Below are 14197 nucleotides of genomic sequence, written 5' to 3'. Positions count from 1 at the left end.
CCCGCTGACCCGCCGCCCCCGCGTCGCCGGCACCCTGGTAGGAACGGGGGATGGCGCGCAGCATCGCGAAGAACACCCGGGTCGACCGGGACACCCTGCTCGACTTCCTCCGGCCGCGACACCGCGTCGTGCTGATGACCACCCGACCCGACGGCCGCCCGCAGTCCTCCCCGGTCTCCGCCGGCATCGACGGGCAGGGTCGGCTGGTCGTCTCCACCTACCCCGAGCGGGCCAAGGTGACGAACATCCGCCGCGACCCGCGGGTGTCGGCGTGCGTGCTCAGCGACGACTGGAACGGCCCCTGGGTGCAGATCGACGGCACCGCCGAGGTGCTGGACCTGCCCGACGCGCTGGAGCCGCTCGTCGAGTACTTCCGCAGCATCTCCGGCGAGCACCCGGACTGGGACGACTACCGGGCCGCCATGGTGCGCCAGGGCAAGTCGCTGATCCGGGTCACCATCGACGCCTGGGGGCCGATCGCCACCGGCGGCTTCCCCGCCCGCCTCGCCGACTGACCGTCCGCTCGACTCAGTACGCGGCGGTGAAGCGCGTGTTCCGGTGCCGGGGCTGTTCGATCTCGTCGACGATCGCCACGGCCATATCCTCGTACGTCAGCACCGAGCGGCCCTGCTCGTCGGTGACCGGCTCGTCGCCGCCGGTGCGGTAGTGCCCGGTGCGCTCGCCGGGGTGGAACTCCAGCGGCGGTGGCGATACGTACGTCCAGGTCACCCCGTCGGCCGAGGTGCGGTAGTAGTCCAGCGCGTCGGCCTGGCCCAGCGCCGCGTCCCGGTACTGCGCCGGGAAGTCCGGCTCGTCGAGGTAGCGGGTGCCGCGCGGGGTGAGCAGCGTCGAGCCGCCGCCCAGGTGGATGATCCGCGGCGCGGCCGGCATCTGACGCAGCGTGGTCACCAGTGTCTGCGCCGCGGTGCGCCACAGCTCGCGCCCGCCGCCGCCGATCGCCACCACAAGCGCGTCCGCGTCCGGCGCCACCTCCCGGACACTCCGCTCGCTCGTGGCGTCGCCGGTGACCGTCCGCACGCCGTCCGGCAGGTACGAGGTGGCCTCCGGGCGACGCACGGCGGCGATCACCAGGTGCCCCCGGTTGACCGCCTCGGCGGTGATCCGCGACCCGGCGGTCCCGCCCGCGCCAAACACGACGATGGTGCTCACCACCCCAGGCTAGGGACCGGACGCGGCACCCATCGGCGGAACGGCGATCCCGGTCAGTCGACCAGGGCGGCGTAGACGAGCTGGCGCAACTGGGAGCGCAGCGGGTAGGTGCTCGACGGCATCAGCTGGGTGAACAGCAGCGCGGTGATCTCCTCGGCCGGGTCCACCCAGAACGCGGTGCTCGCCACCCCACCCCAGTAGTACTCGCCGACGCTGCTCGGCACCCGGCTGGGGATCGGGTCGTCGACCACCGCGAAGCCGAGACCGAAGCCGATCCCGTCGAAGGTGCTCTCGGCGAAACCGCCGGTGGACAGGGTGCCGAGGTCCTGACCCTCGGGCAGGTGGTTACGGGTCATGAACCGCACCGTGCGCGGCCCGAGCAGGCGGATCCCGTCCAGCTCGCCGCCGCGCAGCAGCATCTGCGTGAAGCGGTGGTAGTCGGCGGCGCTGGAGATCAGGCCGCCGCCACCGGAGAGCAGGTTGGGCTTGCGGTACGCGAGAGTGCCGAGCCGGTCGTACCGGACGGCCGGGCCGCTGCGCGGGTCCGGTACGTAGAGCGCGGCCAGCCGCTCGGCCTCGTCGCCCTCCACCCACCACCGGGTGTCGGTCATCCCGAGCGGGCCGAAGATCCGGTCGGCGAAGAACGCGTCGAGGCTCTGCCCGGAGACCACCTCGACGAGTCGGCCGAGCACGTCGGTGGCGACCGAGTAGCCCCACGCGGTGCCGGGCTGGAACAGCAGCGGCAGCTCGCCGAACGCCGCGCAGGCGCCGGCCAGGTCGACGTCCGCCGGCGGGTACAGGTCGTAGCCGGCGGCCCGGTACAGCCCGTCGACCACCGAGGTCTGCATGAAGCCGTACGTCAGGCCGGCGGTGTGGGTGAGCAGGTGCCAGACCCGGATCGGCTCGACCGCCGGCACCGTGTACGGCTTGAGCGTCGAGCCCTTGGAGTAGACCCGCAGGTCGGCGAACTCCGGCAGCCAGCGGCTGATCTCGTCGGTCAGCTCGAAGCGGCCCTCCTCCCACAGCATCATGGCCGCGACCGAGGTGACCGGCTTGGTCATCGAGTAGATCCGCCAGAGCGTGTCGGCCTCGACCGGGGCGCCCGACTCGGTGTCCCGCAGCCCGTACGTCGAGGAGTGCGCCACCTCACCGCGTCGGGTGACCACCACCTGCCAGCCGGCCAGCCGGCCGTCGTCGACGTACCTGCCGAAGTGCTCGTCGATCCGCGCCAACCGCGCCGGGTCGAAACCGATCTGGTCCGGGTCCTTGCTCCGAACGACACTCACGTCGCCGAACCTACTAGCCGGTATGCCGGTGTCGGAAGGGCGGCCCACCCCGACGTCGGTGGCCGGCACTAGCCTGACCGGATGCCGGAGTTGACCGAGGACGTTACCTACCGCCACGAGGACTGGTACGGCGAGGAGCTGGCCGACCGGCACTTCGTGGGCTGTGAGTTCTTCCAGGTGGACCTGACCGAGGCGGTGAGCCGGGGCGCGGTGTTCACCGGCTGCACGTTCGGCAACGTGCGGTTCAACGCCTCCCGGCACGTCGACTCGGCCTTCACCCGCTGCGTCTTCAAGCGGTGCAACTTCTTCGAGGCCGAGTTCACCGGCTGCAAAATGGTCGGCAGCACCTTCGCGCAGTGCGACATGCGTCCGCTGCGGGTGGACGGCGGCGACTGGTCCTTCGTCGCGCTCCCCGGTGCGGATCTGCGCGGCGTCCACCTCACCGACGTACGGATGCGCGAGGCCGACCTGTCCGGGGCCAACCTCACCGGGGCCACGGTGACCGGCGTCGACCTCTCCGGCGCGCTGCTGCACCATGCCCGGCTCGGGGGCGCCGACCTGCGCCGCAGCGATCTGACGGCGCTCGACCCGACGGCCGTCGAGCGGGCCGGCGCGATCGTCGACGCCGAACAGGCGCTGCTGATCACGCAGGCGCTCGGCTTCCGGATCGGCTGACGGCACGGGCGTTCGCGGCCGGCCGGGACCGGCGGGTTGTCCGATACCGTCCGGTTCCGGACTGGACAGGTCCACCGGTCCGGATCTAGCGTGTCGTCCACGCCGGTGCAAAACGTGAAACGGCCCACAGTGGACGGTGCGATCCGCGACGGTCGATGGTGGCCGGGCGGTGGAGGTGGAGGGTCGGTGGCGGACGAAGACCGCATGCGGGCGGATTCCCGGGCCGGTGGCGGGTCGTCCGAAGTGCCGGTGTCGCATCGACGGCCCGGTGTCACCGCCGGGCAGCCGCGCATCGCGTTACGCCGACTCGCCGACAGCTACCGGCGTCGGCGCTGGGCGGTGACGGGGCTGGCCGTGTTCGCCTGCGTCGTGGGGCTGGGCGCGTACCTCGGCACCCGGAACGGCCCGGAGCCCGGCGACGACCTGGCGGGTCGTTCGGGCGTGCCCGTCGGGGCCTCCCGGCCAACCGGCTTCCCCGGCGTCGAGGGGCGTACCGGCGACGCCGGGCCGGCGACGCCCGGCCTGCGCCCCCGGCAGCGCCCTCCGTCGCCCGACCCGACCCCGTCGGTAAGCGCGCCCGCCGTGCCGCCGGCTCCGTCGGTCCCACCCGCCCTGTCGGTGACCCGGACGGAGGCGCCCGGCGAGATCGACCTCACCGTCGTGGGGCACCGGGACTGGATGCACTGGGGGCTGCGCGGCACGTCGGTGGTGCGCAAACGCGGCGGATCCGGGGAGATCGTCGACGCGGGAGGCCGCGGCGCCAGGGTCGGTTGGGACGGCAACCAGGAACTCGTGAGCTGGCGCGACGGCACGCCCGAGCGGTCGGTGCGGGGCAGCTCGAACGGCGTCTACACCTGCGGCGCCGGCAACGGTTTCAGCCTCGCGATCGCCGGCAGCGGTGAGCCGCGGACGGTCCAGCTCTACGCCGGGACGTGGATGGCGCGGGGCCGGCTCGACGTGCGGCTGTCCACCGGTGGCCCGGCCAGCACGGTGCGGCTGGAGGATCCGTACACCAGCAAGAGCGCCCAGTTCACCATCCGTTTCCAACTGCCCAAGGGTGCCCGGCTGCTGGTGAGCTGGACCGTCGATAAGGTCTTCACCCCGCACTGCGGAAACGTCGGCCTCCAGGCCGTGGCCGTGCGCTGACCGACAGCTGCGCGCGGGACAGTTTGTCCGTCGCGCACGGTCGATGTCGTCGTAACTTTCTGCTGTCCTCGTCCGACCATCCAGTGTGGAGGCAGCGCAGATGAGCAGCAGTACCGCCCACCGCGTCCGTCCCGTCGCCCCGTCCGGCGCCCGCGAAGCGTCCGGGGAGGTGCTCCGCGACATTCCCCTGCCGCCGTACGTCACTGTGGAGGACGCCCAGTTCGCGGTGCGGGCGGTGGTGGTGCACGCGCCCCGGCGCTGGTCCGGCGGTGTGGTCTGCCGCAACGACGCCAGCCCGCACCCGTGCCGACTGCACCGCTGGGGCACCCGCGTGCTGGCGTTGCGCGGGCTGCGCGCCGCCGAGATCGCCGCGCTCATCGAACGCGGCGACCCCACGGCGGTCGTCCCCGGACCGGATCACCCGGCCTGAGCCGCGCTCCCGGTCAACAGGTGATCGGCTTCACCCAGGAACACTCCAGCCCCTCCGGCGTACGGGGCGTCTCCGGTACCGCCGGCGGCGCCATCCGGGCCGCGGTCGTGGCGCCCTCGCGGTAGCCGGCCAGCGTCACCGCGATCTGGTCCTCCAGCGCCTTGACCGACGCGGTCAGGTAGTTGTTGAGCAGGATGGAGAACGCCAGCAGATGGCCGTCGGCGCTTGTCACGTACCCGGACAGGCCGGAGACGCCGGTCAGGCTGCCGGTCTTGGCGTGCACGTTACCCGCCGCCGGGGTGCCGGCCATCCGGCTGCGCAACGTGCCACCCACGAACCGCTCGGGCTGCCCGGCGATCGGTAGCGCCTCGTACCAGGTGCCGAACCACGGTTCGGCGCGGACGGCGGCCAGCAGGTCGACGAACTCGGTCGCCGGCACGAGGTTGCGCCGGGACAGGCCGGAGCCGTCGCGTTGCCGCAGCGTGCCGGTGTCCATGCCGGTGTCCGCGACGTACTCGCTGATCGCGGTGAGCCCGGCGGACCAGGTGCCCGCGCCGGACAGCACCCGGCCGATCTCCTTGGTCAACACCTCGGCGTGGCCGTTGTTGGAGAGCTTGAGGAACGGCGTCATCAGCTCGCCCAGGCTCATCGAGGCGTGCCGGGCCACCGGGTCGGCCGCCTCCGGGGTGGGCTGGCCGAGCACGGTCCGGCCGAGCACCCGGACGCCGTGCCGGTGCAGCGCCGCGCGGAACACGTCGGCCGCGTAGCCGGTGGGTTCCCAGACGGTCACCCAGTCGCTGGCCGGTGCGTCGCCGACCGCGATCTGGCCGGTCACCACGACGGTGTTGCCGCCGTGCTCGCGCTCGATCGAGATCGACGTCTCGCCCTCGGCGACCGTCTGGGCGCGGTTGTCGATCCGGACGTACCCGGTGGGCGGGGTGGTGCTGACCACCGCCGGGGCGCCGGCCCGGCCGGCCGGGCCGGCGTGCACGATCACGGTGCCCGCGTCGTAGTCGGTGTCCGGCGCGACGGTAAGCGCGGAGACCTGGGCGGCGTAGTAGTAGGGCTCGTCGTCCCAGGTCCAGTCGGGGCCGAGCCGGGTGCGGTCGTAGCGGGTGTCGTCGGCGACCAGGTTGCCGGTCACGACCCGGACGCCGTCGGCGGCCACCTGGGCGGCGAGCGCGTCGTAGTCGGCCGCGAGCATGGTCGGGTCGCCGCCGCCGCGCAGGTAGAGATTGCCGGACAGCAGGCCGGCGCGACGTTTGCCTGTGGTGCGTACGTCGGTGGTGAAGCGGTGTCCGGGGCTGAGCAGCGCCAGGGCGGCGGTCGAGGTCAGCAGCTTGGTGTTGGAGGCCGGGATCAGGCGTCGGTCCCCGTTGCGGTCGTAGAGGGTCTGCCCGGTGCTGGTGTCGACCACGACGACTGAGGCCTGCGCGCCATCCAGCCGGGTGTCGCCGAGGATCGTGTCGATGGTGGCGCGGAGTTGGGTCGTCGCGGGGGTGGGCGACTCGGCGGTGGCTCCGGGTGCGCCGGCGGTGGCCGCGGTGGCGACCAGGGCGAGCAGCGCGAGCGCCCGGGGAAAGAGACGACGATGCATGGACTGATGCTGCCATGTAGATATTCGCCGGAGAAGAGCCTCGGGTGAAGGTTAATGCCGCTCGCGCTACGTCGGCCGCCCGACGGACCTGTCGTGCCCACCCCAGTAGTGCCGCTGCGCCCCCATCACCAGGGGCGCCACCAGTGCGGCGAGCGCCCCGCCGAGCAGCGGGAAGACGATGAACAGCCACAGTTGACGCAGGGCGACGCCACCCTCGAAGACGGCCGGGCCGAAGGCGCGGGCCGGGTTGACCGCGGCGCCGGTCAGCGTGACGCCTACCAGTTGGGTCGCGGCCAGGGCCAGCCCGATGGCCACCCCGGCGGTGCCCGGATTCTCGCTGCGACTCGTCACCACGAGCACGACCAGGACGAAGAGGAAGGTCAGCACGAGTTCCAGTACGGCCGCGCCGCCCCGGTTGATGTGCGCGCCGTACCCGTTGGCGCCCAGCGCGCCGGTCTGGTCCGCCATGTCACCCCAGCGGGTCAGCGCCCAGAGCACGAAGCTGGCCACCGTGGCGCCGGCGAACTGGGCGATCCAGTACGCCACCGCGCCGACCGCCGTGATCTTCCCGGAGAGCAGCACGCCGAGCGTCACCGCAGGGTTGACGTGACTGCCGGAGAGCGGGCCGATCGTGTAGACCAGAGCGAGCATGACGAAGCCGAAGGCGAGCGCGACCACCACCACGCCGCCCTGCACGCGTGCCGCGACGGCGGCGCCGACACCGAAGAACACCAGCAGCAGGGTGCCGAGGAACTCGGCGGCGGCTCGACGGGCATCTTCCATCCACCCAGCCTAGGTGCAATTCGGGCAATAGGGCGTGAAACGGCGTCTGTGATCGACGCGACGGCTGGCGCGGGCAGAGCGCGGAAGCATCCCCGGTTGCACCTCGTGTGGACACCCACTCCGCCGACGTCGTGGTGATCGGAGCCGGTCAGGCCGGCCTGAGCGCCGCCTACCACCTGCGCCGCACCGGCTTCGCCCCGGGCAGCGGCTTCGTCGTGCTCGACGGCGACGACGGCCCGGGTGGGGCCTGGCAGCACCGCTGGCCGACGCTCGTCCTCGACCGGGTGCACGGCTTCCACGACCTGCCCGAAATGGCCTTCCCCACCCCCGACCCGCGGCGTCCGGCAGCCGAGCAGGTCAGCGCCTACTTCGCCGCGTACGAGAGAGCATTCGACCTGCCGGTACACCGGCCGGTGCGGGTCCGGGCGGTGCGCTCCCGCCCGGACGGGCGGCTCGACGTGCAGACCGACCACGACCGGTGGACGACCCGGGCGCTGATCAACGCGACCGGAACGTGGACGAGGCCGTTCTGGCCGCACTACCCGGGCCGGTCGTCGTTTCGCGGCCGACAGCTGCACACGGCCGACTACCGGGGGCCGGACGAGTTCGCCGGGTTGCGGGTGGTGGTGGTCGGCGGCGGCACGTCCGCCGTGCAGCTGCTCGGCGAGGTCTCCACAGTCGCGGCGGCCACCACCTGGGTGACCCGCCGGCCGCCGCTGTTCCGGGAGGAGGAGTTCGGCCCCGAACTCGGCCGCGCGGCGGTGGCCCGGGTGGACGAGGCGGTCCGCGCCGGTCGCCCACCGGGCAGTGTGGTGGGCGTGACCGGGCTGCCGGTCACCCCGGAGGTACGCCGGCTGCGCGAGCGCGGCGTCCTGCACCGGCTACCCATGTTCGACCGGATCACACCCGACGGGGTCGCCTGGTCCGACGGCCGGTCCGTGCCGGCGGACGTGATCCTCTGGTGCACCGGATTCCGCGCGGCCCTGGACCACCTCGCGCCGCTGGGACTACGCGCGCCGGGCGGCGGGATCACCATGGACGGCACCCGCGTGGTCGCCGACCAGCGCATCCATCTCGTCGGGTACGGCCCCTCGGCCAGCACCATCGGCGCCAACCGGGCCGGCCGCGCGGCGGTCAGCGAGATCCGCGCGTTGCTCGCCCCCGCCGCCGCACTCGACTGACCCCGCTCTATTTGACGGATCGCCCGGCAGCGGGCACCGTTGGCCAGGACGGGGCCTCTCAGCTGCCCCCGACGCGATGCGACGGCGACGACGTTCGCCCTGCATGTCGCCTCCCACGTGTGCTCGTACGCGGGCCGCTGTCCGGTCTGCGCGGTAACCGACCGCGAGCCGAGAATCCACGAGGAGTTCCCAATGCTCACCATGACCGACAATGCCGTGCTCGTCATCCGGGACCTCGCCAACCAGCAGGACGTCGCCGAGGACGGTGGCGTGCGGATCGCCGCCGACGCCGAGGCCGGCTCGCTCACCGTGGAACTGGTGCCCGAGCCGGAGCAGGGCGACCGGGTGGTCGACAACCAGGGTGCCCGGATCTTCCTCGACGCGGACGCCGCCGAACTGCTCGGCGACGCCTCCGTGGACGCCACCGTCGACGACGAGGGCATCATCCAGTTCGGCTTCACCGAGCGGCAGTAGCCCGCTCAGCCCGCCCGGCGGGCTGTGCCGCCCCGCGGACGGCCCCGCTGCGGTGCTCCCGGCCGGGTCTGCCACCCGGTGTCACCGGCCGGGCGGCGCAGGGCGGTAAGCACGTGCGCCAGGTGGTGCGACGTGCTCCACGCCGCCCAGTTGGCGGCCGACCCCGCGCCGGCTCCCCGTCGGGCCCGGCGCAGCAACTCGTGGTCGCCCCAGGAGAAGGCCGCGCCGGTGTCCGGCCAGTGCGGCGCCGACACCAACGTGCGGCACAGGTCGGCGAACCGCTCGTCACCCCGCCCACCCCGCCGCGACCAGCGGTAGACCCACCAGTCGCCGTCGGCGGTGTACCGCACCGTGGGCAGCCGGTCGTCGGGGCCGCCGGTGCCCGGCACGGCCGGCCCGACTCCGTAGTCGCCGTAACCCACCCCGGCGTCGCCCAGCCGCTGCCAGAGCTGCCAGTCCCAGCGGTCCAGTCGGACCGGCTCGTCGGTGGGCAGCCGGGCCAGCGTCGGCGGCATCGCGCCCGCCGCCACCGTCACCGACCGCCAGGCGTGCCGGCGTGCCCACTCCAGCAGCCGTCGTACCCGGGGCTCGGCGAGGCGCACGTCCGCCCGGCAGCACACGTCCGCCGCGTCCACCAGCAGGTCGCACTCTTCCGGCGCCAGCCCGGTGCACCGCCAGATCCGCTCCACGGCGGTGGTGCTCGCGTCCGGCCCGGCCCGGTCCCGTCCGGCCCGGAGCCGGACCACCGCCCGCCGGCCGTACGCCCGCGCCGCCGCGCCGTGCGCGGCCAGCCGCCTGTCGCTCTCCGCGAGCCCCACCACCGGCACCAGGGGTACGCCCCAACGCAGCACGTCGGTGCCCGGGCCCTCGGGCAGGGCGGTGGTGTCGACAGCCGTCAGGAGTCCGGCGGGCAACCGGCGCAGTACGTCGATCGTGGATCGGTCCGCCGCGCCGACCTCCAGGATCGGGGCGAGCAGCGGGACCGCCGCGGGGTCGAGGTGGTTCAACGCCTCCAGTTCGCCGCGTCGGCCGGCGAGGATGGGGCGGTAGACCGGTTCCGCCGCGCGGCCCCCGTGGGCGGGCCTCATACTTCAATCTAGCCAGGCATGCGCATGTGTCCCAGGTCGTCGAGGCGGAAACCGGCTGCCTCGCTGTCGGGTCGGCGACTACGCTCGCGCGATGCCCACGCCACCCCATCGCTACCGATCCGACGACGAGGACAGCGGCCGGTGGACCGGCTTCCCGTTCCGGGCCGGTGACATCGTGATCAGCACCCGGTCCAAGAGCGGTACGACATGGATGCAGATGATCTGCGCCCTGCTGGTGCTGGGCACCCCGGAGTTGCCGGCGCCGCTGAACCACCTGTCCCCGTGGCTGGACTGGCTGGCCGAGCCCCGGGACGTGGTGTGCCGCCGGTTGGCGGCGCAACCGCACCGGCGCTTCATCAAGACCCACACCCCGCTGGACGGCGTACCGCTGGACCCGCGGGTGCACTACGTGGTGGTGGCACGGCACCCGTTGGACATGGCGGTCTCCCTCTATCACCAGGTGGGCAACCTGGACCGGGCGCGACTGGCCGAGCTGACCGGCCAGGGGGCGCCCGTCGGGCCGGCGGGGGAGCGCCGACCGGTCGAGCAGTGGCTGGCGAGCTGGATCGACCGGGAGACGGACCCGCGCGCGGAGCTGGATTCGCTGCCCGGCGTGCTCCTGCATCTGAGCGACGCCTGGGCCCGGCGGCACGAGCCGAACGTCGAACTGGTGCACTACGACGACCTGCTGGCCGATCTGGGGGGCGAGATGCGGCGGCTCGCGGGTCGGTGGGGTCTGGAGGTGCCCGCCGAACGGTGGCCCGAGCTGGTGGAGGCGGCCACGTTCGGCCGGATGCGCGAGCGTGCCGACCAACTCGCCCCGGACACGCTCGGCGTACTGCGCGACCGCCGGGCGTTCTTCCGGCAGGGCCGCTCGGGGCAGGGGCGACATCTGCTCGACGAGTCCGGGCTGGCCCGCTACCACAAGCGCACGGCCGCTCTGGCCCCGCCCGACCTGCTCACCTGGCTGCACCGCTGAGCCGCCGCGCCGCAACGAGCGCGCGGCGCCGCTTCGACAAAGGTCGGAACGTCGCCGCGCTCTGGCCGTCTCCCACCACCGCAGCCGTTCGGCGGTACGCCGGCGGGGACCTGGCTCGACCGGCCGCTCGCGCCGGTCAGCGTTGTCGATCCCCGGCCGGCTCGGATCCAAACCTGCCAACCGTGGGTAATTCCACCATCTGCGAGTCCCGGCGTGGCGGGCCTCGGATCGGGGTATGAGCGCGGGCATGGAGCATTTCACGATCGCGACCGTCGCTGAGAAGAGCCCCGACTTCCGGCGGGTGCTGTGGACCGGTGAGCACACCCAGCTGGTCATCATGACCATCCCGCCGGGCGGGGAGATCGGCGAGGAGGTGCACGAGGGCATCGACCAGATCCTGACCTTCGTCAGCGGCACCGGCGAGGCCCGGGTGGCCGGCGAGAAGCGGGAGGTCGTCTCCGGCGACCTGGTCGTGGTACCGGCCGGCACGAAGCACAACTTCGTCAACACCGGCCCCAACCCGCTTGTGCTGTACACCGTCTACGGGCCGCCGGAGCACGCCGACCAGGCCGTCCACCACACCAAGGAGGAGGCCGACGCGGCCGAGGCCGCAGGCGAGGACGAGCCGCCGACCGAGTGACGCTCCGGGCGGCGGCCTGATCGGGGCCGATCCGGGTACCCGCGGCGGGTGGAGCAGCAGCCGCCGATCTCCGACTACGGATTCCTCTCGGACTCCCGCTCCGGCGCGCTGGTCGGCAGGGACGGCTCGATCGACTGGTGGTGCCCGTCGCGGTTCGACGGGTCCGCCGTGTTCGGGCGGCTGATCGACCCGCGCGCCGGGCACTTCCGGGTGGCGCCGGTCGGTGTGGGCGGCCCGGGGTACCGGGTGGAGCGCGCGTACCGGCCGGACACGCTCGTGCTGCGGACGGTGCACCACACGCCGCACGGCAGTGTGGCGGTCACCGACGCGCTCGCGGCCGAGATCGGCGCCCGCGCCCATCAGTTGGGCATGAACTCGCCGGCCGTGCTGATCCGCGTGGTCGAGGGGCTGTCCGGGCGGGTCCGGATGGCGTTGGACTTCGTGCCCCGCCCGGAGAACGGCCTGCTCACGCCGTATCTGCACGAGCAGCCGGACGGTGGGGTCCTGGCCAGCGGGGGCCCGGTGACGCTGATGCTGCGGGCCAGCGGTCTGCGGTTGCGGGCCGGCCGGGACCGGGTGGCGCACGAGTTCGAGGTCTCCGCCGGCCAGGTGGTCGGGATGGACGTGGCGTTCGGGGAGGCGTACGGCGATCCGCCCGCTCGCCTGGACCCGCTGGTCACCCTCGCCGCGACGACGCGGGCGTGGGAGGGGTACCGGGAGACGCACAGCTACTCCGGCCGGTACGCGAAGCTGGTCCGGCACAGCGCGACGGTCCTGACCGGCCTCACGTACGCCCGCAGCGGCGCGGTGGTGGCGGCGTTGACGTCCTCGTTGCCGGAGCGGATCGGCGGCGACCGCAACTACGACTACCGCTACTCGTGGCTGCGGGACTTCTCGCTGACCATGCGCGCCCTCTGGGTGGCGGCGTGTCCCGACGAGGCGTCGCGGTTGTTCGCCTGGGCGGCCCGGTCGATCGGCCGGTTCGGCGACGAGCCGATACCTGTGCTCTTCGGTGTGGAGGGCGAGCGGGACCTGTCCGAGCATCACTGCGACCACCTGCGCGGGTACCACGACAGTCGACCGGTCCGGGTCGGCAACGACGCGTGGCGGCAGCGGCAGCTCGACGTGCCGGGTGAGGTGATCGGGGCGGTGTGGCGGCTGCGCGACTACCTCGGTGAGACGTTCGACGACGAGTTGCGGGAGATGGTGCTCGGGTTGACCGAACAGGTGGCCGCGACGTGGCACCTGCCGGACCGGGGTATCTGGGAGACCCGGGACGAGGACCGGCACTACCTCTCGTCGAAGGTGTCCTGTTGGACGACGATGGACCGGGCGGTCGGGCTCGCCGACCGGCTCGGCGAACGGGCCGACAAGCGTCGCTGGGCCGTCGTGCGGGACGAGATCCGCGAGACGGTGCTGCGCGAGGGGTGGAACGACCGGATCGGCGCGTTCACCGGCGCGTTCGGGTCGGCGGAGCTGGACGCCTCGGTGCTCGCCCTTCCGGTGGCGCACTTTCTGCCGGCGAGCGATCCACGGATGCGGTCGACAATCGCCATGGTGGAGCGGGAGCTGGGCACCGACGACGGGCTGCTGCGGCGGTGGACGACGGATCCCGCCGGGTTCCTGCTGTGTTCGTTCTGGCTGGTGGAGTGCCTGGCGATGGCGGGTGAGCTGCGGCGGGCCGAGGAGCTGTTCGAGCGCGTGGCGGGGTACTCCAACGACGTGGGCCTGTTCAGTGAGCAGATCGACCTGACCACCGGTGCGCAGCTCGGCAACACCCCGCAGGCGCTGTCGCACATCGGGTTGATCAATGCGGCCTGGCGGTTGACCGAGCCGGACAGCTACTGAGCGGCCGGTCGGAATCCTGCAACAGACCTGCAAACCCCAGGCATTGACGCTGGTAGTTGGACAGTCCTAGCCTCGAAGGAGCGGGAAAGCCCTTTCCCACGGCTTTGATCCCGCTTCACCCCGCTTCGGGCCCGGGCATCCGACGGGGGCACACCGATCCCAGGTCACGACAGCACGCCGCGCCGGCACACGTGCCCAGGGGATCGCCACCACACGCGTCAAGGAGGACACCTGTGCAGGAGAGACGACTCCCCGGCCGACGACCACTGCTGCTGGCGGTGGGCGCCGGCGTGACCGTGGCGGCCCTGGCGGCCGGCATGACCTCGGCCTTCGCGGCCACCGTGTTCAGCGACGACTTCAACGACGGCGACACCTCCGGCTGGTCCAAGTCCGGTGGCACCTGGACGGTCGGCTCGGGCGTGCTCAACCAGTCCAACGCCGGCAGCGAACTGGCCAGGCAGTTCGCCGGCCAGACCAGCTGGACCGACTACTCGGTGCAGGCCCGGGTCCGGCCGGTGAGCTTCGGCTCGTCCAGCGCCCTGGTCGGGCTCGCCGCCCGGTCCACCAGCAGCACGAAGATGTACCGGCTGGCCCTGCTCGGCTCCGGCCGGGCCGAACTCCAGGCCGTCAACGGCAGCAGCATCACCGCGATCGGCTCCGCGTCGCTCGGCGTCAGCACCGGCACCTGGTACACGCTGCGCATCGAGACCAGCGGCAGCACCATCCGCGGCTTCGTCAACGGCACCCAGATCGCCTCCGGCAGCAACAGCCTGGCCGGCGCCGGCCGGATCGGTCTGGTCACCGCGTACGCCAGCGGCGGCTTCGACGACGTGCTTGTCGACTCCTCCGGCGGCGGCACCCCGACCACGCCGCCCACCACGCCACCGCCCACCACGCCAC

At 72.9% G+C, this 14197-nt stretch carries 15 protein-coding genes; 10 read left to right on the top strand and 5 right to left on the bottom strand.

Features of this window, described 5'->3' with window-relative positions:
• The first annotated feature begins 50 nt into the window (after positions 1 to 50).
• On the top strand, positions 51 to 515 hold the full coding sequence (locus FHG89_RS05295) for a PPOX class F420-dependent oxidoreductase (RefSeq protein ID WP_139583222.1): 465 nt from the start codon (positions 51 to 53) through the stop codon (positions 513 to 515).
• A 13-nt stretch (positions 516 to 528) separates the two neighbouring features.
• On the opposite strand, the gene FHG89_RS05290 is transcribed toward FHG89_RS05295, so the two are convergent.
• The gene (locus tag FHG89_RS05290; protein WP_139583221.1) at positions 529 to 1170 is read right to left on the bottom strand and encodes an NAD(P)-dependent oxidoreductase; all 642 of its coding nucleotides are present in this window, start codon (positions 1168 to 1170) and stop codon (positions 529 to 531) included.
• A 53-nt stretch (positions 1171 to 1223) separates the two neighbouring features.
• Complete coding sequence (locus FHG89_RS05285; protein WP_139583220.1) at positions 1224 to 2456, bottom strand: serine hydrolase domain-containing protein; 1233 nt, start codon at positions 2454 to 2456, stop codon at positions 1224 to 1226.
• A gap of 81 nt (positions 2457 to 2537) precedes the next feature.
• Here FHG89_RS05285 and FHG89_RS05280 point away from each other — a divergent pair, with 81 nt between their 5' ends.
• The 3 genes from FHG89_RS05280 (at position 2538) to FHG89_RS05270 (ending at position 4707) form a co-directional block, all read left to right on the top strand.
• Complete coding sequence (locus FHG89_RS05280; protein ID WP_139583219.1) at positions 2538 to 3131, top strand: pentapeptide repeat-containing protein; 594 nt, start codon at positions 2538 to 2540, stop codon at positions 3129 to 3131.
• A 186-nt stretch (positions 3132 to 3317) separates the two neighbouring features.
• Positions 3318 to 4277 carry a hypothetical protein gene (locus FHG89_RS05275; protein WP_139583218.1) on the top strand — a complete coding sequence of 320 codons (960 nt, stop codon included), beginning with the start codon at positions 3318 to 3320 and terminating at the stop codon, positions 4275 to 4277.
• A gap of 100 nt (positions 4278 to 4377) precedes the next feature.
• The gene (locus FHG89_RS05270) at positions 4378 to 4707 is read left to right on the top strand and encodes a hypothetical protein (RefSeq protein WP_208760864.1); all 330 of its coding nucleotides are present in this window, start codon (positions 4378 to 4380) and stop codon (positions 4705 to 4707) included.
• A 13-nt stretch (positions 4708 to 4720) separates the two neighbouring features.
• Here the strand turns inward: FHG89_RS05270 and dacB are convergent, their stop codons facing one another.
• Both dacB and FHG89_RS05260 read right to left on the bottom strand, forming a co-directional pair.
• Complete coding sequence (dacB, locus tag FHG89_RS05265; protein WP_139583217.1) at positions 4721 to 6304, bottom strand: D-alanyl-D-alanine carboxypeptidase/D-alanyl-D-alanine endopeptidase; 1584 nt, start codon at positions 6302 to 6304, stop codon at positions 4721 to 4723.
• Between the two features lie 66 nt (positions 6305 to 6370).
• Positions 6371 to 7087 (bottom strand): MIP/aquaporin family protein, encoded by a 717-nt coding sequence (locus FHG89_RS05260; protein WP_139583216.1) that lies wholly within the window; start codon positions 7085 to 7087, stop codon positions 6371 to 6373.
• Between the two features lie 107 nt (positions 7088 to 7194).
• Here FHG89_RS05260 and FHG89_RS05255 point away from each other — a divergent pair, with 107 nt between their 5' ends.
• Positions 7195 to 8268, top strand: a complete 1074-nt coding sequence (locus FHG89_RS05255) for an NAD(P)-binding domain-containing protein (RefSeq protein WP_139583214.1) — start codon at positions 7195 to 7197, stop codon at positions 8266 to 8268.
• A gap of 192 nt (positions 8269 to 8460) precedes the next feature.
• A complete protein-coding gene (locus FHG89_RS05250; RefSeq protein ID WP_139583212.1) occupies positions 8461 to 8742 on the top strand; it encodes an adhesin in 282 nt (93 codons plus the stop codon).
• Between the two features lie 5 nt (positions 8743 to 8747).
• Here FHG89_RS05250 and FHG89_RS05245 read toward each other — a convergent pair whose 3' ends face one another.
• Positions 8748 to 9830, bottom strand: a complete 1083-nt coding sequence (locus tag FHG89_RS05245; RefSeq protein ID WP_208760863.1) for a beta family protein — start codon at positions 9828 to 9830, stop codon at positions 8748 to 8750.
• Positions 9831 to 9921: 91 nt separating this feature from the next.
• Between FHG89_RS05245 and FHG89_RS05240 the strand changes: the two genes are divergently transcribed.
• From FHG89_RS05240 to FHG89_RS05225, 4 genes are all read left to right on the top strand, one after another.
• Positions 9922 to 10809: a sulfotransferase domain-containing protein gene (locus tag FHG89_RS05240; RefSeq protein ID WP_139583210.1), complete on the top strand. Its 888-nt coding sequence runs from the start codon at positions 9922 to 9924 to the stop codon at positions 10807 to 10809.
• A 247-nt stretch (positions 10810 to 11056) separates the two neighbouring features.
• Entirely contained in the window at positions 11057 to 11449 is a 393-nt protein-coding gene (locus tag FHG89_RS05235; protein ID WP_139583223.1) for a cupin domain-containing protein, read from the top strand.
• 48 nt (positions 11450 to 11497) lie between these two features.
• Complete coding sequence (locus FHG89_RS05230) at positions 11498 to 13297, top strand: glycoside hydrolase family 15 protein (protein WP_139583209.1); 1800 nt, start codon at positions 11498 to 11500, stop codon at positions 13295 to 13297.
• A 233-nt stretch (positions 13298 to 13530) separates the two neighbouring features.
• The coding region (locus tag FHG89_RS05225; protein WP_244295178.1) for a 3-keto-alpha-glucoside-1,2-lyase-like domain-containing protein at positions 13531 to 14197 on the top strand (667 nt) is incomplete at its 3' end.

Origin of the sequence: Micromonospora orduensis (assembly GCF_006228125.1) — a bacterium.
In the GTDB taxonomy this organism is placed as follows: domain Bacteria; phylum Actinomycetota; class Actinomycetes; order Mycobacteriales; family Micromonosporaceae; genus Micromonospora; species Micromonospora orduensis.
Note: the sequence above shows the minus strand (reverse complement) of the source record. Positions and strands in the feature narration are given on the sequence as shown.